The organism is Pseudobacter ginsenosidimutans (assembly GCF_007970185.1).
GTDB lineage: Bacteria > Bacteroidota > Bacteroidia > Chitinophagales > Chitinophagaceae > Pseudobacter > Pseudobacter ginsenosidimutans.
The window spans coordinates 1,606,033-1,625,263 of sequence record NZ_CP042431.1 but is presented as its reverse complement, the minus strand read 5'-3'; the positions used below and the strand labels follow the sequence as shown (position 1 = coordinate 1,625,263).

Genomic DNA, 19,231 nt, shown 5'->3' with positions numbered 1-19,231 from the left:
TCAAAGTTCTGTGCGCCTATTTTGATCAATGTAATTGTACATAAAACCGAACCAAGGCCTGCATGTTGATGCTTCGACATATTCCCTTTCTCAGGGCTGTATTTCTGCATAGTATTTCCGCTTTTGGCGGTCCCCAGGGACATTTTGGAATGGTGATGAAAACCTTTGTTCACCAGCGTCATGATGTTACGGAGAAAGAAGTGCTCGATTATAATTCTTTCTGTCAACTGCTTCCTGGTGCTTCTTCCACTCAGGTTCTTACTCTTATCGGATACAAACGAGGCGGTATTCCGCTGGCCATCCTCACACTTTTTATCTGGATCTTTCCGGCCTGCTTCCTGATGGGAGCTTTCTCTTTTGTGCTGGAATATTTTGATAAAACCGCAGCCAGCAATACTTTCTTCCGTTTCATTCAACCAATGGCAGTAGGATTTCTCGCATTCGCTGCCACAAAGAGTTTCAAACTGGCCATCAATAATACCATTACTCGTGTGATCCTTACCGTTAGTACGGTGATCACCTTCTTTCTTTTTAAAACTCCCTGGGTATTTCCGATACTGATTGTTGCAGGTGGCCTCGTTACAAACCTCAGTGATAAACGCATTCCGCAGAAAGGACAACCACCCAAGGAAATCCGCTGGGCCAATATCTGGCTCTTCGCTTTTCTATTTCTCTCGGCAGGTATCTTTTCAGAAATGGCCAGGAAAAACGACTGGCCCAATCGCCGGCCACTCAACCTTTTTGAGAACACCTACCGTTTCGGTAGTCTCGTCTTTGGAGGTGGACAGGTGCTGATCCCCATGATGTACGAACAGTTTGTGGAAAGACCGAAATCGGAAATGGTGATCCGTAAGAACCAGGAAAAAAAAGGAAATGTGATCAGTATTGAGCGCGATGATTTCTATACCGGAGCGGGAATTGTGCGCGCCATGCCCGGACCGGTATTTTCCATCTCCAGTTTCATGGGCGGCATGGCGATGAAAGATCGCGGCACTGGCTGGCAGATCCTGGGATGCATGATCGGATCTGTGGCTATTTTTCTGCCAAGCGCCCTACTTGTATTATTCTTTTTTCCTATATGGCATAACCTGCAACGATATGCTGTTGTATTCCGCGCTATCGAAGGTATCAATGCTGTAGTGGTGGGAATTATGGTAGCATCTACGGCTTATATGATGAAAGATATAAGTATAACGGAATTCAAAACGGTCAGTTTGATCAATATCGGCGTGATACTTGGCACCTGGGCCATTCTCACTTTTACAAAACTGCCTTCGCCTGTAATTGTATTGATCTGTTTGCTGGTGGGGTGGCTGACAGGAAATATGTGGGCTTAGTAAGACATCACACAATCCTGTCTTTGAAAGCCTTTGCTACAGCTTCGCTTTTCGAGTTCACATGTAATTTTTCGTAGATCTTTTTGATATGACTACGTACAGTATCGATGGAAATATAGATCTCAGCTGCAATCATTTTATAACTGTATCCATTCACGAGTAACTGCAATACCTGCTTTTCTCTTTCAGACAAAGAATAATCGCTTCCCTGATCACTGTGCATTTCTGAGAACATTCGCAACACTTGTGTAGCGATGGATGAGCTCATGGGAGCGCCGCCGGTATGAGCTTCCTGGATATATTCGAGTAATTTGGCGGGCTGGGTCTTTTTCAAAAGATAGCCATTGGCGCCATTCTTCACAGCTTCGAACACATTTTTGTTATCATCGAAAACTGTCAGCATCAGGATCTTCACATTGCTGTTTTGCTGACGTACCAGTTTCAAACCCTGTATTCCATTGATGCCTGGCATGTCGATATCCATAAGGATCACATCGGGTTGCAGACTTGCTACTTCCTCTACAACATTATTACAATTATTGAATGCTCCGATCACTTCAAAGCCTTCTGATCCATTGAGGAGCATGGTGAGACCTTCGCGGAGCGGAGGATTATCTTCGTACAGAACCACTTTGATCATGAGCAGGGTATTTTATGCAAAATTAATGAAGTATTTCACGGCAATCAATCACATGATCATGTCAAAGGCACTTCCAGCAAAACCGTAGAACCGTTGTCTGGACTGGATTTCACCAACAATTTTCCTTTCAGGGATTGCGCTCTCTTACGCATATTGTTGAGACCATTGCCACTGTCTGCAGTTTCCGGATTGAATCCTATGCCATCATCCTGTACCATTAACTGCAGCGTATGCTGTTTTACCCGTAATTCTATTTTTGCATTTTTACATAGTGAATATTTGGCCAGGTTATTCACAGCTTCCTTGAAAACGAGGAACAGATCCCTGCGTTCTTCCATATTGAGTTTGAGATCGGCCACCTCATCATCCACCCGGAAACTGAATTCTATATTGCGTGCTTCCAGCACTCCGGTAGCAAACTCACGCATGCGGGCGGTGATGCGTTGCATACTATCGTTCATGGGGTTAATGCTCCAGACGATATCATCCATCGCTTCCATCATCCGGCTGCTGTTGTCGCTGATCTTGTTGAGATACTCGGCGGTTTTGCCGGCATCTTTATCCACTTTCATCCTGGCCATCTCACTAAGAATATTGATGGTACTGAGCGTTGAGCCCATATCATCATGGAGGTCCCTCGCGATGCGTGTTCTGACTCTTTCCATTTCCAGCAACCGGTTGAGCCGGAAACGGTGTACCATGTAAATAATGCCTGCCAGTAACAATGCCAATAATGAAATAAACCACCAGGTCTGATAGAATGGAGGCTCCACCTGGATCCTTAGCGTAGTGATGGTTGGTGAGTCAACGCCATCTGCGTTCCGGCACATCACTTTGAATGTATACGAACCAGGCGGCAGGAGAGCGTAGTTGGCGTATAATCCCAGGTCAGCGCGGATCCAGTTCGGGTCCAGGCCTTCCAGCATGTAGAAGTAAGTGGTTTTATCGCGCTGCAAATAACTAAGCGTGGCAAATTCGATGGTGATGCTGTTCTGGTTGTGTTGCAAACGGACCTTATCAAGATTCATGATCGAATCCGGCGGGAGATAGGTATTGAATAATTTGAAATCAGTAATATTCACTTCTAACGGAGTGGCACGTACGTAAAGATTACGTGGATTGAATTGTACTATATCATGAGCATTGCCGAAAAGCAGGTCCCCACTGCGTTTCACCAGGCTCGCATTGGTAGGGAAATCACCATTGATCAGGCCATCGCGTTGAGTAAATAGTGTGAACGATTTTCTTTTCGGATGATAACGGCCGAGCCCGTTCATCAGTCCAATCCAAATATGGCCGTCATGGTCCGGTTCCATGCAACTGGTTGACCCTGATGGCAGGCCCTGATCAGTTCCGATGATCTGGATGCTATCTGTATATGGGTTGAGTTGGTTGAGAACGCCGGTTGAAACAAACCAGCTGCTGTCTGAATATTGCACGATATCTTTCACCACATTTGAATGCAGTGATTTACCGGGAGCATCATTTGCGTGATAATGCCGGAGCATTACACCGGAACTGCCATCGAATTTGTACAATCCTTTGTTGTGTGCGCAGACCCAGATGGCGCCTTTAGGATCGGCAACGATCTTATAAATAATAGTTCCGATGTTCTGCTTCACATCAAAACCTTTCAGGAAGTCTGGCCCGTAACCCGCTATGGGCGTCCATTTCACTAAATGCCCGTATTGGCTCCCAAGCCAGATATTTCCATTTTTATCGGAGATGATCTGGCGAATCGTTTTTTCCTGAATGCCCGGTACCTGGTAGAAAACCGATCGTTTCGATTGTTGATCATAAATGATCACCCATCCTCCCTGACAGCCGAACCAGATTTTCCGGTGAACAGTATCTTCAAAAATGCACCATTGTTGCCTGAGCATAACCTTATCCGGAAGGCCTTTCAGGACCTGGTTGGGAATGGGATTCATGTTCGCATCCCAGGTGAGGGTGCCCAGTCCCCAGCTTCCTGCATATATCGTTCCATCCGAAGATTCGATGATGGCATTGATGGCCAGTTCTTTTTCTTCTATTTTTCCATTATTCCACAAATACTTCGATGTGTTGAAAAACTGACGTTCCGGATTGAAAACAAAAACTCCATTATCCGTGGCCAGCCAGAGACTTTGTTCACGGTCTTCATAAAAACTAAAGATCCTGTCGAACTTGATACCGAAATCATCGATATAGTCATCGCGAACAAACTGGAATTTTTGTTGGGCGGAATCGAATTCATGGAGGGTCATATGGCCGAAAGCCCAGATTGCGCCGTTCGATTGTTCGATGAAATGATGTAATTCTCCATACAGCCCATTCCTGTTTTCTAATCCGTTTCCATAGGGGAGGAAGCTGCCATTGTTCAGGTCGAAACAAAAAGTCTGTTCAGTGATTTTTGGCCAGGTGGTGATCCAGCTCCTTCTTTTTGAATCGATGAAAAGCGCCGTGATAGGCTCATGAAATTTTTTTTCCATCAGCACCGGATGGAGGTGAGGATTATGGTCACGATAAAACATTTCCCTTGTGGATGGCCGGTAGATCACCAGGCCGGAATCGCATCCGATCCAGTAATCTCCATTATGAGGGTCTTCAATGATGGTATTGGCATACCATCTAACTGGAACACGTATGCGCGAACTATCCAGGGAAAATGTATTGGATACCGGATCATAGGGCAGGATCCCGTACTTGGTTATATTCATGAAAACCGCTCCTGCACTGGATTTGAACATTTTATACTCAGACCTTGGGGGAATTTCACCCTCAGTTTTGATCACTGCTTTTCTATAGCGGAAGGTTTGCGGATCAAAGAGCCCTGCTTCGTTACCGGGTCTCAGCCAAAGCAGGCGACTGGTATCTTCAAATATCTGGAAGATACCGGAGGATGGAACATAGCGATCATTCGAAGAACCCGAACGATACATTACGGTTTTCCGGCCGTCATAACGCTGAAGACCATGCGCAGTTCCGAACCACATGAATCCTTTCTTATCCTGGTAAATACAATACACCTGGTTGGAGGCAAGCCCGTCTTTCAAACTGAGCCTGTTGAAAATATACTTCCTGTGCTGTGCCGGGGCGGATACAGCAAACAGCAAAAAAACGCAGATATATACAATCGAACGGAGCAATTCTTGCAGTTGGATCCCTGTTTTTGGCGATCTGTTCAAAAGTACTCAATGATAATTTTTTCCCACGGTTTTGGGAAGCAAAACCACATAAATATGTGGTACCAGTTAGTGGTAAACCATTCGAAAATTGCTGATAAATGGAAAATATGTGAGGCAAAATGGGATGATCATGATAACGGCCACCCATATACTAACGCTTGTTGGCGCCAAATCTCACATCATTATGCTATTGCAGGATTTTGCAGGAGTTTGCATTTTTGCAATGGAATTAATGATACAGACAATTGCTCGATCGCAACATAAACAGATTAGTTTGGATCCTTTACAACCAACAGGTCCAGGCCTCATTTGAGAAAATAGCTATAACAGGCAAGCGAGGTTTTATGTGGGAATGAATTTGTGCGATAACAGGGTGCCGGTGAGGGTGTCCGGCACTCTGATTTTTTTACCATTTCGTCTCCGTTGTTCTTCTGCAAATAGTAGTAATAGGAATAGTTTAGTTTGGGCAAAGGGCCTTCCGCAAAACGGAAGGCTTTTTTGCTTTCCGGTAATCCCTTAATTTCATGCTACACTTAGTGTTGACTATCGATTGCCTGCATTTTGTTTATATTAAGATTTTCTGTTATGACAGCCGAACACCAACGATTATCAGTCAACGCCACCAAAAAAATACCCCTCGAACAGTGGGGCCCCTATCTCAGCGAGCGTCAATGGGGCACAGTTCGGGAAGACTATAGCCTTAACAATGACGCCTGGAATTATTTTCCATTCGATCATTCCCATAGCCGGGCCTATCTCTGGGGCGAAGACGGCCTGGGTGGCATTTCCGATTTCTTTCAAAATCTCTGTTTTGCCGTAGCGCTCTGGAACGGAAAAGATAAGATCCTGAAAGAACGGCTCTTTGGCCTGGGCAATTACCAGGGCAATCACGGGGAGGATGTGAAAGAATTGTACTACCACCTGGATAATGTGCCTACACATTATTATATGGAGTATCTCTATAAATATCCGCAACAGGCATTCCCATACGATCAGCTGATTGAAGAAAACAAGCGCCGTTCCAAACTGGAACCGGAATATGAGATTCTTGACACAGGCGTTTTCAACAATAACCAGTACTTCGATGTGCATATCACCTATGCAAAGGAGAATGCAAAAGATATTTGTATAAAAATAGAAATCAGCAATCGATATCACGAGGCTGCGGGCATCACGGTACTACCCATGTTGTGGTTCTACAACCGCTGGCAGTCCGATGAGTCGGAAAAAAAACCAACCATCACCAGGAGGGACAAAGGTTCCGTAAAAGCCAACCATTCCAGGCTTGGCTCTTATTATTTCTATTTCCAGCCGCCCGCTGATGGGCTCATGACGGAGAATGAGACCAATCTCCAGAAAGTTGCGGCCCTGCCCAATACCAGCATCTTCACAAAAGATGCATTCCATGATGCAGTGATCAAAGGCGAAAATTTGGAAGCCCTGCAAAATAAGAAAACAGGAACGCGTTTTGCGCCGGTGTACAAATACCAGATCGAAGGGCATGGCTCGCGCATCATCTATTGCAGGTTAAGTCATAAAATGCTGGAAAGCCCGTTCGGTCCTGGTTTTACTGATATCTTCCGTTACCGGAAAGAGGAGGCAGATACATTTTACAATACAGTATTGTCTGCTAACACCAATCCACATACGAGGAATATTCAGCGTCAGGCGCTGGCCGGATTATTATGGAATAAGCAGTTCTATCATTTCGATGTGGAAAAATGGCTCACCAGCACCGATGGCATCACTCCGGTGAATCCGGCCAAACTCACCGGAAGGAATCACGACTGGAAGCATCTCAAAAACCAGGATATTATCGCTATGCCTGACAAATGGGAGTATCCCTGGTATGCCGCATGGGACCTGGCTTTTCAGTGTATTCCAATGGCTATGATAGACCCTACTTTCGCCAAGCACCAGCTCACGCTGATCATGCGCGAATGGTACATGAAGCCAGACGGCCAGATACCCGCATACGAATGGAACTTCAGTGATGTGAACCCACCCGTGCAGGCCTGGGCTGCGTTGCAGGTGTACAGAATAGAAAAAGAGAAAACAGGAAAAGGAGATATCACTTTTCTCAAACGCGCCTTCCAGAAACTGATCGTCAATTTCACGTGGTGGATCAACCGGAAAGATCCCAATGGAAACAATATGTTCGAAGGGGGGTTCCTGGGTCTTGATAATATCGGAGTATTCAATCGCAGCAGTGTGATCCCCGGCGCCATGCAACTGGAACAGGCCGATGGCACCAGTTGGATGGGCATGTATGCGCTGAACATGATGGACATGGCATTGGAAATTGCCATGAAGGATGATGCGTTTGAAGATACGGCTACCCGCTTCTTCGAACATTTCGTACTGATAGCAGAAGCGCTGAATATACAGGGCATGTGGAATGCGGAAGATGGATTCTATTATGATACTTTGTCGCTTGCAGGCTCGTCGCCACTGCATTTGCGTGTTCATTCCATAGTTGGACTTACATCCCTTTTTGCTGTTTCCATTATCGAAAAGAAAAATCTTGACAAACTCGCTGACTTCAAGAAAAGGATTTCCTGGTTTGAAAATTACCGGCTGAAGAACGGAAGGTTCTGGCCCAATGAAGAGAAGAAAGAAGGAGATGAGATACTGTTATCATTGGTGCCCCGCGATAAACTGGTATTGCTTCTCCAGCGTTTGCTGGATGAGGCCCAATTCCTTTCTGATGGCGGTATCCGGGCGCTCAGCAAATTCCATAAAGATCATCCCTATAAGATTCAAATCGAGAATATCGAATACCATATTCAATATGATCCCGGCGATTCCACTTCTGATTTTTATGGTGGAAATTCCAACTGGCGCGGACCGGTGTGGATGCCGATCAATTATATCATCATTTCGAGTATCCGCCGCTTCGGTAGTTTTTATGGAGACGATCTGATGGTGGAATTTCCAACGGGATCCGGACAACAAATGAACCTGAACCAGGTAGCGGATGCACTTGCAGCCCGGCTCGTGGGATTATTCGAAAAGGATGAAGCAGGCAACCGACCGCTCTATGGTAATTACAACTGGTTCTACCAGCAACCACATAATGAGCGACTGGTCTTATTTTATGAATATTTTCATGGCGACAATGGCACGGGCCTCGGCGCTTCGCACCAGGCCGGCTGGACAGCACTGGTGGCTTCACTGATCCGGGAACTGTCATAAGCTGTAACTTTATTGCGGCTTAATTCAGGTAAGTGCACCAATCTTAAAAATCATTACATGTCTGATCTCATCATATCATTGATCCAGTCTGATCTTCATTGGGAAGACAAGAATGCCAACCTGGCCATGTTTGGGGAGAAGATCAATGGTATCAAGGAAAAAACACATATCGTTCTGTTGCCGGAAATGTTCAGCACGGGCTTCAGTATGAAACCAGAAACCCTGGCTGAAACCATGCATGGGCCTACTGTTGAGTGGATGAAACGTGTATCCGCTTCACGCAAAGTGATCCTGGCCGGCAGCCTGATGATCGAAGAAGAAGGAAATTACCATAACCGCCTGGTCTGGATGTTACCGAATGGCCAACTGGGCTTTTATGATAAAAGACATCTATTCGCTTACGCGAATGAACATGAACATTATGCGCCGGGCAGCAAAAGATTGATTGCGGCGGTGAACGGCTGGAAAGTGAATCTCATGGTTTGCTATGATCTGCGATTCCCTGTATGGGCGCGCCAGTCGCCGGATACAGAAGATGGATCGCCGGAATATGATCTGTTGGTCTATGTGGCCAACTGGCCCGAACGCAGGAACCACGCCTGGAAAACTTTACTGCAGGCAAGGGCCATCGAGAACCAATGCTTCGTAGCGGGAGTTAATCGGGTAGGAAATGATGGAAATGAAATCTATCACAGTGGAGATAGCATGGTGGTGGATCCGATGGGTGCCATCATGGAAACAATAGTGCATGACCAGGGAATTATTACGATTACGCTTAAGCGTGATACATTAAATGATGTCAGAACGAAATTGCCTTTCCTGCAGGATGGGGATGAATTCAATTTGTTGACGTAATATAAATAAGAGGTTTGCTCTGCGGCAGCGTGTTATTCGCCGGAGGTGAGGAAATATAAGTGTCTATTTCCCTCCCTTCATTCCATCCATCTCCTTTTCCATTCTCGCTCTATCCCTGATGATCCTGTAAACCACGCCCAGCTTAGGGTCTACGCCACGCTTGATGAAATAGCTATTGTATCCCACTTCAATATCCGGCATAATTCCCCTGCCTTGTTTCGCCAGTGTACTATCCATCACCAACCGGAATCTTGGCAAACGGAAACGTATATGCGTATTCGGTAATGTTACATCCGGGATCATCCAGGCGGTATTGCCATAAGCGCCGCCGCCGGTTTCTTCTCCCACGATCGTTACATTGGATTGGCCTTGTATGGCTTTCGCAAAAAGCGTTGTGGCGGAAAATGAATTCCCACCGGTAAGAATATACACCTGACCATCATAATGAAGCCGTCGCTTCGGTTTGTAGTAATGACGCTCGAAGAAACCAAAATGAAAATTTCCATCCTCCTCCTTATGGGTCACAAACAAAGTCCATAACCAGTACAGCGGCTGCAATTCGATATGTTTTCCATAATGGCTGCTTCGCTTATTGGTGTACAATGAATCAGCCAGCTTGAATTTCTTCTTCGAAATATATTTCGTGAGCAAAGTTGAGTTGCCTGCATCGCCTCCGCCATTATTACGAACATCCACCACCAGGTATTTGATCTCCCTTTTCTTCATTTCCCGGAAACTGCGGCGAAAGAATCCACGTAAGCGGCTGCCCATGGAAAAAGTATTGAGCGTCATGTAGGCCGACTTCAATGTAGTATCGATCTGCAGGTTCCTGTTGGCGTTGAGGCTGACTGCTTTGGGAACATCCTTCGGAGGTTTGGGCGTAGGTGTTCCCGGGGCCGGAAGCCGCTTTGATGTATCTGCTTCGGCTTTTTCTTTTCGCTTAACCGTTGGAGGTGGGTCGAAAGCCGCTATCATGGCGGATTGTGGCAACCCGTTACTATCGATATAATCTATTCTTACCTTTTCGGGGATGCCATACACTACGCGGTAGAGATTGCCAAATGAATTGCGGTTGCTCATCATCTGGTACTTACCGGTAATGATATTACCATCGCTTTGCAGGTAATTGGTAAAAGTATCGATGATCTGCGCTATATCACGGCCATCAATAGCCGTAACCACTGTTCCTCTTTTTAAAAGCGAATCTTTTCGGTTAAGTGTAGCCGTCACAGCCAGGGAATCCGGTCCCCAGACCTTTACAGTAAAGGGGAACATGCGGAGCCGGGCCGTATCCAGCCAGTCGGTATATCTTTTGGAATACCGCATGGAGGTATGGCCGCATCGGATCTTTGAAGTGATGGTAGACAGCAGGTTCCGGAATGCCGGTTCGGTCATGGAGTCCGTCAGTAGGCGGAAGCCATTATCGAAGTACAGGTCCATACTGTCTTTGGGTGTGAACCAATACAAACTGGGATGGTTTTCTTCCAGGATATTCCTGAACAGGGTAAAATCCTTTTGCAGTTTATCGGGTGCAAACTTTCTGTCAGGATCAAACGTTTTCCTGGAAGAGGAACAACTGGCGAACAGCAGCGCAGTTATTCCCAGCAACAAAACAGCCATCCGGTTCAGCATACGGGTCACTTTTATTGCCGGCCTTTGAACGCATTCCAGCCCTGGGCTGTGATATCATGCGTGTGGCCACCTTTGGTAATGATCTTTGCGCCTTCTTCGGGTTCCGTCATGTAACCGATAACGCTGATCTGTTCATTAAGAACGAGTTTGTCGTATTCTGATTGTTGGAGCGTGAAGAGGAGTTCATAATCCTCGCCGCCGCTGAGTGCGCAGGCTGTGGGATCGATTTCGAATTTAAAAGCCGCGCGCTTCATGTCTTCCGAAATGGGAATCTTGTCCTCATACAATCTCACGCCCAGGCCACTTTGCTGGGAGATATGGAGGATCTCCGAGCTGAGCCCATCGCTCACATCGATCATGGAAGTGGGAATGATCTCGCTTTGCTCCAGGAATTCGATGATATCCTTCCGTGCTTCTGGTTTCAGCAGGCGGCCGATCACATAAGATTCATTTTCCAGGTCTGGTTGCACACCGGGGTGTTCCTGGAAGATGCGTTTTTCCCTTTCGAGAAAAAGGAGTCCTACATAGGCTGCACCGAGGTCTCCGCTGCAGCAGATGAGATCGCCTTTTTGAGCGGTGCTTCTTTTTACGAATTTCCCGGGGGTAACCTCACCGATAGCAGTAACCGAAATAATAAAACCTTTCTGGGAGGAGCAGGTATCTCCACCTACGAGGTCAACACCATATTTATCACAGGCTGCATAAATGCCTTCATACAATTCATCCAGCGCCTGCACGCTGATGCGATTGCTGAGGCCCAGGCTCACGGTGATCTGTGTGGGCGTGGCATTCATGGCATAAATGTCACTAAGGTTCACCACCACGGCTTTGTAGCCGAGGTGTTTGAGAGGAGTATACATCAGATCGAAGTGCACGCCTTCGATCAGCATATCGGTGGTAACAACGGTCTGTTTGCCGAAATGGTCGATCACGGCTGCGTCGTCGCCTACACCCAATACAGTGGAGGCATTATGGATCTCGATATTTTTGGTGAGATGCCGGATGAGACCGAATTCTCCCAGGTCGGCTATTTCAATACGTTCTTCGCTCATGGTAATTTTTTTAGATCTGATCATTGATCCATTTCAGCAGTTCGTCGTGGATCTTTCCATTGGTAGCTACAATCTGCGGCTGGTGCGGACTGTAGTAGGCTCCAGTAAAGTCGGTGACCTTTCCACCGGCTTCTTCCACAATGAGGAATCCGGCGGCGCTGTCCCATGCCTGTAGTTTGTGCTCATAGAATCCGTCGAACCTTCCGGCGGCTACCCAGCAGAGGTCCATGGCTGCAGAGCCGAGACGGCGAACGGGAATACCGGCGCGGATGAATCTTCCGAATGCTTCCAGTGGTCCATTTGGCTGGTTCAGGTAAGTATAGGGGAAACCGGTCACCAGGCAGGATTTCAACACTTCTGTTTCTGTACTCACAGCAATCTGCTGGCTGTTGAGCATCGCTCCCTTACCGGCTTCGGCAAAATAGAATTCTTTCAGGAATGGGTTGTATACAGCGCCCATGATCATCTTTCCACTTTGTTCCAATCCGATGGACACGCAGCAGATGGGAATACCGTGGGCATAATTGATGGTGCCATCGATGGGGTCGATGATCCATTTGTATTCACTGTCCATCACGATCTCTCCCGTTTCCTCACTGAGGATGAAATGATCGGGAAAAGATTCCCGGATACTGTCCAGGATGGCTTTTTCAGAAGCGTGATCGGCTTCCGTAACCAGGTTGTTGATCCCTTCTTTATGACTTATTTGCAGGTTTTTGCTGTTGAAGTAATGTTGCAGCACTGCAGCCCCCGCTTCGGTGGCATTCAGTAAGGTTTCTTTTAACATGCGGCAAAGATAAGTTGTTGTTCAGGATTCTGGCTATTTTCGTGCCATCATGCGCTTGTCTGTAATCATCGTCAATTACAATGTAAAGTACTTCCTGGAGCAGTGTTTATGCTCCGTAATGAAAGCTGTTACCGCATTGGGTGAAGCAGCCGCCGAAGTGATTGTGGTGGATAACCAGAGCACTGATGGAAGTGTGGAATACCTTCGTCCAAAATTCCCTTCTGTATTCTTCATCGAGAACCGCGAGAACAGTGGCTTCGGCCGGGCCAATAATCAGGCCGTTCAAATGAGTAAAGGAGAGTTCATCCTTTTTTTGAATCCCGACACCATTGTGGAAGAGAACAGTTTTACCCGATGCCTGGCCGAAATGCAACGGCAGCCTGACCTCGGAGCGATGGGAGTAAGAATGGTGGATGGCGGCGGAAAATATTTACCGGAAAGCAAGAGGGGGTTTCCCACACCCTGGGTGTCTTTCTGTAAGTTGAGCGGATTGACGAAACTGTTCCCCGTTTCGCGGGTGTTTGCCCGTTATTACCTGGGACATCTGCCGGAGAAGGAAAGCAATGAGGTGGATGTGCTGGCCGGCGCCTGTATGCTGGTACGGAGAAAAGCAGTGGAACTGACTGGAGGATTTGATGAACAGTTCTTCATGTATGCCGAAGATATCGATCTCAGTTTCCGGATCAAAAAGGCCGGCTTCCGTAATTTTTATTTCACCGGCACGACTATTATACATTTTAAAGGAGAAAGTACGTTAAAGGACGCGCGGTATGTGCGCCACTTTTATGAGGCAATGATCCTATACGTGAGGAAGCATTATAAAGGTATCGGCGCCTGGTTCTATGTGCTGTTGTTGAAAGCCATGATCGCCATCAGATCTGTTTTACAATCCAAACCTGTACCACCAAAAGGGTTGAGTAAAGATCAAAGTATTGCAGTAACAGGCGATCCCGGAACGGTGAAAAGGATCGTGCATGGATTGGGCGATCAGCAAGTCACCAACCAACCGCAGCTAGCTGACGTATTGATCTGTTGTGAAGGGGCTGATTTTACTTTCCGTGAACTCATCGGAAGGATAGAAGAGCTGGCTCCGGACAAAAGGGCTTTCGTGCATGGAAGCGGCACGGAATGCGCCGTTGGCAGTGCTTCCAAAGACAGGCAGGGCGAGGTGATTCTCCTCAAATTGCCACCTGAATCCATTTAATACCTTAATTTTGAATTTGCCTGATCAAACAGGTATAACCGAATGGCGCTAATTGATATCTCCTTACCCCAGTCGATTGCCAAAGCATTGAGATTGCCGGCACGTTCGCCCAAGAGGCAACAGATCAGGGTATTAAAGAAACTGTTGAAGAAGGCCCGTTTCACTGAGTTCGGGCAGACATACCGGTTTGACGAACTTTTGTTGAGCAAACATGCGGGAAAAAAATTCCAGCAGCATGTTCCTGTATACGATTACAGTAAGATCTATGCACAATGGTGGCATAAAACTCTCGAAGGAAAGCCAGATGTATGCTGGCCCGGCAAAATAAAATTCTTCGCACTCAGCTCCGGAACCTCCGAAGCTGCCAGCAAATATATACCCATTACGAATGACCTCATGCGGGGTAACAAAATCGTAATGATCAAACAATTGCTTTCCCTGCGCACCTATCATGATATTTCCGTGAGAAGTATCGGAAAAGGATGGTTGATGCTGGGAGGGAGTACGGACCTGCAGAAAGGACCTACCTATTATGCAGGCGATCTCAGCGGTATCACTGCCAAGAAAGTTCCTTTCTGGTTTTCGCCTTTTTACAAACCAGGTAAAAAGATCGCAAGAACAAAAGACTGGGACCTGAAGATCGAAGCCATCGTGGAGAACGCTCCCAACTGGGATATCGGTTTCGTAGTGGGCGTGCCCGCCTGGATCCAGATGTGTATGGAGAAGATCATCGAAAGGTATAATCTTAAGACCATTCACGATATCTGGCCCAACCTCGCATTCTTCGTTCACGGAGGCGTTAGCTTCGAACCGTATAAAAAAGGATTTGAAAAACTGGTTGGAAAACCACTAACCTATATCGAGACCTATCTGGCATCAGAAGGTTTTGTTGCCTACCAGGACAGGCAGTATGCCAAAGGCATGCGATTGTCTTTGAACGATCATATCTTTTTTGAATTCATTCCCTTCAACGATGAAAACTTCGATGCAGAAGGAAACGTTGTGGAGAACCCCGAAACACTGATGATCCACGAAGTGGAAGAAGGAAAAGATTATGCCATCCTCCTCAGCACTGCAGCGGGCGCCTGGCGTTACCTCATCGGCGATACCGTCCGTTTTGTGGATACGGAAAGATGCGAGATCATCATCACCGGCCGAACCAAACACTTCCTCAGTCTCGTTGGCGAGCACCTGAGTGTTGACAATATGAACAAGGCCGTTAAGCTGGTAAGCGATGAACTGAATATTCATATCCCCGAATATACCGTGGCCGGTGTTCCGCACGGATTGTTCTTTGCCCATCAATGGTACGTTGCCTGCGATGACCAGGTAGACGCAGAAGTCCTCAGGCATAAGATCGATTGCAAACTCAAAGAGCTCAACGACGACTATGCGGTTGAAAGAGGCAGCGCATTGAAAGATGTTTTCCTCACCATTCTTCCCGAATCCAGATTCATGGAGTTCATGCACAGCAAGGGAAAAGTTGGCGGGCAGCATAAATTCCCCCGTGTAATGAAAGGGAAAATGCTGGACGACTGGAAGGCGTTTGTTCAATAATATATGTAAATTGTCACTTTAAAACTTATTCCCTTTTATAATTACGCATGTGGCAGGCCATTATCAGTGGAGTAACGCTTGGATGTATTCTTGCCTTATCGGTGGGGCCTGTGATCTTTACCATCATCAAGCAAAGCCTGGTGAACGGGCATACCGGCGGTTTCAGCTTTGTGGCGGGTGTCTGGCTCAGTGATATTGTAATGGTGGTGGTGGCCAATGCCTTTTCGCAACTGGTTGCCGAGATCACAGAATACACTACCGTGATCGCTTATTGCGGCGCAGCCTTCCTGCTACTGATGGGCATATATTATCTCTTCTTCAAAAAAGTAGCGCTGAGAACAGATGCGGACGGACAATCCCTCCGTTTCAGCAAACGCGAAATGATGAAGATCTTTTCCAGCGGCTTCCTGATCAATACACTCAACCCCAGCGTGCTTCTTTTCTGGATCACTACGGCAACAGCTTTTGCCGCCAAGTATACTTTCAATGAACGCATATTGCTGTTCTCGGTTTGTATCGCTTTCAATATTGTTGCCGATGTGGCAAAAGTATTATTGGCAGGCCGCCTGGGCGCAAAACTCACCATCAACAATATTTCCATTATCAATAAGGTAACAGGTGTGATCCTTGTGGCATTCGGTTTTGCGTTGTTGTATACCGCCATATTTGTGAAAGACACATCAGTCTTAACAAATCATTAGATCAAACACAGTTTCGGCTGTACTAACTTGTTGTCTGCATGAAACCAACCATACTCACCTTATTTTTATTCTCTCTCGCATGCACTGCGTTTTCGCAGCAGTCAGATTTTATCATACTCAAGAAAAAGAATAATCGCACGGTAAAGACCTATGCGGAAGGAAGTTTTCTTTCAGCCCGCATGAACAATGGCTTTGATGTGCATGGTTATATCACTGCCATCAGGAATGATTCTATTTACCTGCGTCAACAGGAAACCAGGATGTTTGGCACAGAGTTCGGTAGCAAACTGGACACATTTGTTTATGCTGTGGCATTCGACTACCACCAGATCATCCGCTACCATATAAAAGATGGTGACCTGTATGGCAGGCCCACCGGATTTGCCGTGCTAAGTGTTCCGGGTCTCATGGTAATTGGAGGCGTTGGCTTTCTCATTCTCGAAACAGTGAATACATTATACAGAAAAGAATCCTTCTCTGACAATAACAGGTTGCTCACCATGGGCATCGCAGCCGGAGTGGCCGCTGCCGGCTACTTCTGGGGCAAGGCAAATACCAATAAAGAGAACAAAAAGAACAAACTGAACGTGGTGTATGTAAAGGCCGGTTCGATACTCAAATAGTCCGGACCGAATTATTATCTTGCAGCCCAAAGCTGCAAAAAGGATGGCAATAAAAACCCGCGGTCTAGGTCTGAAAGTTTTAAGGTTCCTCAAACGGTTGTTTATCTTCCTTTTCGTTTTTCAATTGTTTTACATCTTCCTGTTGAAATGGGTGGATCCTCCCATTACACTTACACAACTGGGAAGCTGGATCACAGGAAATGGTTTGAAGAGAGATATGATCGATGCAAAGGAGATGAGTCCCTATGCGAAACTCGCAGTGATCTCATCTGAAGATCAGCTCTATCCTGATCACAGCGGATTCGACTGGAAACATATCGAAAAAGCGATGGAGTACAATAAGCGCAAGCCCGGACGGGTGCGCGGCGCCAGCACCATCAGTCAGCAGGTAGCCAAAAACGTTTTCCTCTGGCAGGGCAGAAGCTGGATCAGAAAAGGACTGGAAGTGTATTTCACTTTCATGATCGAAACCATCTGGGGCAAAAAGCGGATCCTGGAAATGTATCTCAATATTGCAGAAATGGGCCCGGGAATTTTCGGCATCGAAGCGGCCGCGCAGAATTATTTCAAAAAGCCAGCCAAACAACTCACACGTCAGGAAGCAGCTATGATAGCGGCCTGTCTTCCCAATCCAAAAAAATACACGGTAAAGCCTCTCAGCGGTTTTGTGGCCAACAAGTATCCCTGGGTAATGAGGCAAATGAATAACCTTCAAAACGATCCGGACATTCAAACTCTTATCCAATAAGGGATACGAAGTATTTCATCGTTTTATTTCAAACTCGTAACCGGTAGAATTCAGCGTATAGACCTCCGGGATGGAACTGCTGATGCCTAATTTTGCATCGTATCTGCCGGGAGGCAAACTAACGGGGATGTTTATACTAAGTTTCTGTTTCACCGCGTCCACATCTTTCAAAGAAAAAGGAACAGCCAGATTATAAGGCAAATGGTTGTCTGTGATAAAGCTTACAACAAAACTGGCCTGACCGGTTTGCAATTGCTTATAAAAAGCCAGGTAATGCTCCGGGGATTGAATACTGAAAGTGCCTGTGAAAATACCATTCTGAAGGCTGGGTTTGACGGTGGCAGTCAGCATCACACGGCTGAAGGCGAAGAACTTTGCTGAAACGAAACTGATCAGCGAATCTGTATGCGGGATCGGCTGATCGAAATTGGCATTCAGTCTGGGATGCGTTCTCGAGATCACCATCACTTTCTTTCCCATGAGCGAATCTTCCACCGGCCAGAAATTGAAATTGTTCCGGCGGTAGTCTACTCCATTTAATGAATACGCCGGCTGCTGCGCATAGAACCAGTATTTGGAAGCACGCTGATATGAATTGATGAATACAACCGGTAGTCCGGCTGCACGTTCTTCCACCGCCTTCACCCAGGTTTTGTTACCATGCACTTCATCAGCTTTGTGGAACCTGCCGGTAGGAGGAATGAAAGAGAGCAGGTAGATGCGCACCAGCAGGATCAGCCCCAAAGTGAGCGGCACACTTTTGATCAGCCATTTCTTTTGCGCATATCCGCCGTTGTTGAGATACTGATGACTTAATACCATCAGGGGAATGAAAGCAGGCAAAGTCCAATTGGCTTCCACTCTTCCTTTGAAGGTCATCAGCAGGAAAAAAGCGTATATCCCTGCCAGTGAAAATTTCATGGCCCGCTCAGCATACGAAACCGGTTTGAACTGAAGAGCCGCCCAGAGCAGTAGCCAGCCCATCAGGGGACCAGTCAATGCAATTTGTCCCAGCAGGTACTCTACAGTATAACTGATCTTGTATACACTGGCATTGCGTTCAAACAAATGGTACTGAACAGATGGAAGCCCATGCATGTATTGCCAGTAAAGATGCGGCATGAAGAGCAGGAGAGTGACCAATCCCGCAATGTATGTCTGGTATTTTTTGAAAAGCGAAAGATCTGAGAGAAGGGTAAAAAAGATGATCAGCACACCATGATACTTGCTGTACAACATCAGCGCCATGCCGGCTCCCAACATTAAGGTATTGGCGATATTGATTTGTTCCCGGAATCGTTTGTACAATAAAAAGAACAATGCTATACTGAAGATAAGTGGCGCATCGGGCGCGGCAATGACTCCGCCGATCTGCGCTACGGCAATTGTAGATGCTACTGCATAAAAAAGGAAATCATTTTGCCTGGGGAGCAGCTGCCTCGTAACGTAGATAGTAGCGGTATTTAGCAATACCGCGAAAAGCCTTACACCCAGCGCGTTTCCGAAGATTCCATAACCCAGCTTGATCAGGATTGCGATCATGGGAGGATGATCGAAATATCCCCAGTCAGGAAACCGGGAATAGACCCAGTAGTACGCTTCATCATCTATCAATTCAGTAAAGCCGGCCTGAATAATATTTATGGTGAGCCATCCCAGGAAAAACAGTAAGCTATGGTGCTTCCGAACGAAGGTCAGCATAAACACCTACAACAACTGTGATTCAGGAGATG

14 protein-coding genes are annotated in these 19,231 nt (G+C 46.6%); 8 read left to right on the top strand and 6 right to left on the bottom strand.

The genetic code is table 11. The annotated features are described in order from the left end of the window. Window positions 1-62 precede the first annotated feature (62 nt). Complete coding sequence (locus FSB84_RS06695; protein ID WP_130542295.1) at window positions 63-1,337, top strand: chromate transporter; 1,275 nt, start codon at window positions 63-65, stop codon at window positions 1,335-1,337. Between the two features lie 7 nt (window positions 1,338-1,344). On the opposite strand, the gene FSB84_RS06690 is transcribed toward FSB84_RS06695, so the two are convergent. Further along, window positions 1,345-1,977, bottom strand: coding sequence for a response regulator (locus FSB84_RS06690; protein ID WP_130542296.1), 633 nt, complete (start codon window positions 1,975-1,977; stop codon window positions 1,345-1,347). A gap of 56 nt (window positions 1,978-2,033) precedes the next feature. Next, on the bottom strand, window positions 2,034-5,105 hold the full coding sequence (locus FSB84_RS06685; RefSeq protein ID WP_158643800.1) for a sensor histidine kinase: 3,072 nt from the start codon (window positions 5,103-5,105) through the stop codon (window positions 2,034-2,036). Between the two features lie 624 nt (window positions 5,106-5,729). Between FSB84_RS06685 and FSB84_RS06680 the strand changes: the two genes are divergently transcribed. Then, on the top strand, window positions 5,730-8,339 hold the full coding sequence (locus tag FSB84_RS06680; RefSeq protein WP_130542298.1) for an MGH1-like glycoside hydrolase domain-containing protein: 2,610 nt from the start codon (window positions 5,730-5,732) through the stop codon (window positions 8,337-8,339). Window positions 8,340-8,396: 57 nt separating this feature from the next. Beyond that, window positions 8,397-9,194: an amidohydrolase gene (locus tag FSB84_RS06675; protein ID WP_130542299.1), complete on the top strand. Its 798-nt coding sequence runs from the start codon at window positions 8,397-8,399 to the stop codon at window positions 9,192-9,194. Window positions 9,195-9,257: 63 nt separating this feature from the next. Here FSB84_RS06675 and FSB84_RS06670 read toward each other — a convergent pair whose 3' ends face one another. From FSB84_RS06670 to FSB84_RS06660, 3 genes are read right to left on the bottom strand one after another with little or no spacing between them, the layout of a single operon-like run. Then, window positions 9,258-10,826: a S41 family peptidase gene (locus FSB84_RS06670; protein ID WP_130542300.1), complete on the bottom strand. Its 1,569-nt coding sequence runs from the start codon at window positions 10,824-10,826 to the stop codon at window positions 9,258-9,260. A gap of 11 nt (window positions 10,827-10,837) precedes the next feature. Then, window positions 10,838-11,878 carry a thiamine-phosphate kinase gene (gene thiL, locus FSB84_RS06665; protein WP_130542301.1) on the bottom strand — a complete coding sequence of 347 codons (1,041 nt, stop codon included), beginning with the start codon at window positions 11,876-11,878 and terminating at the stop codon, window positions 10,838-10,840. 10 nt (window positions 11,879-11,888) lie between these two features. Continuing rightward, entirely contained in the window at window positions 11,889-12,665 is a 777-nt protein-coding gene (locus tag FSB84_RS06660; RefSeq protein WP_130542302.1) for an inositol monophosphatase family protein, read from the bottom strand. 49 nt (window positions 12,666-12,714) lie between these two features. Here FSB84_RS06660 and FSB84_RS06655 point away from each other — a divergent pair, with 49 nt between their 5' ends. From FSB84_RS06655 to mtgA, 5 genes are read left to right on the top strand one after another with little or no spacing between them, the layout of a single operon-like run. Beyond that, window positions 12,715-13,869 carry a glycosyltransferase family 2 protein gene (locus FSB84_RS06655; protein ID WP_130542303.1) on the top strand — a complete coding sequence of 385 codons (1,155 nt, stop codon included), beginning with the start codon at window positions 12,715-12,717 and terminating at the stop codon, window positions 13,867-13,869. Window positions 13,870-13,911: 42 nt separating this feature from the next. Further along, the gene (locus tag FSB84_RS06650; RefSeq protein WP_130542304.1) at window positions 13,912-15,426 is read left to right on the top strand and encodes a GH3 family domain-containing protein; all 1,515 of its coding nucleotides are present in this window, start codon (window positions 13,912-13,914) and stop codon (window positions 15,424-15,426) included. A 47-nt stretch (window positions 15,427-15,473) separates the two neighbouring features. Beyond that, on the top strand, window positions 15,474-16,127 hold the full coding sequence (locus tag FSB84_RS06645; RefSeq protein ID WP_130542305.1) for a LysE family translocator: 654 nt from the start codon (window positions 15,474-15,476) through the stop codon (window positions 16,125-16,127). Window positions 16,128-16,165: 38 nt separating this feature from the next. Then, window positions 16,166-16,750 carry a hypothetical protein gene (locus tag FSB84_RS06640; protein ID WP_130542306.1) on the top strand — a complete coding sequence of 195 codons (585 nt, stop codon included), beginning with the start codon at window positions 16,166-16,168 and terminating at the stop codon, window positions 16,748-16,750. A 43-nt stretch (window positions 16,751-16,793) separates the two neighbouring features. Continuing rightward, window positions 16,794-17,498 carry a monofunctional biosynthetic peptidoglycan transglycosylase gene (mtgA, locus tag FSB84_RS06635; protein ID WP_130542307.1) on the top strand — a complete coding sequence of 235 codons (705 nt, stop codon included), beginning with the start codon at window positions 16,794-16,796 and terminating at the stop codon, window positions 17,496-17,498. A 15-nt stretch (window positions 17,499-17,513) separates the two neighbouring features. Here mtgA and FSB84_RS06630 read toward each other — a convergent pair whose 3' ends face one another. Further along, window positions 17,514-19,199 (bottom strand): ArnT family glycosyltransferase, encoded by a 1,686-nt coding sequence (locus FSB84_RS06630; RefSeq protein ID WP_130542308.1) that lies wholly within the window; start codon window positions 19,197-19,199, stop codon window positions 17,514-17,516. Window positions 19,200-19,231: the final 32 nt, after the last annotated feature.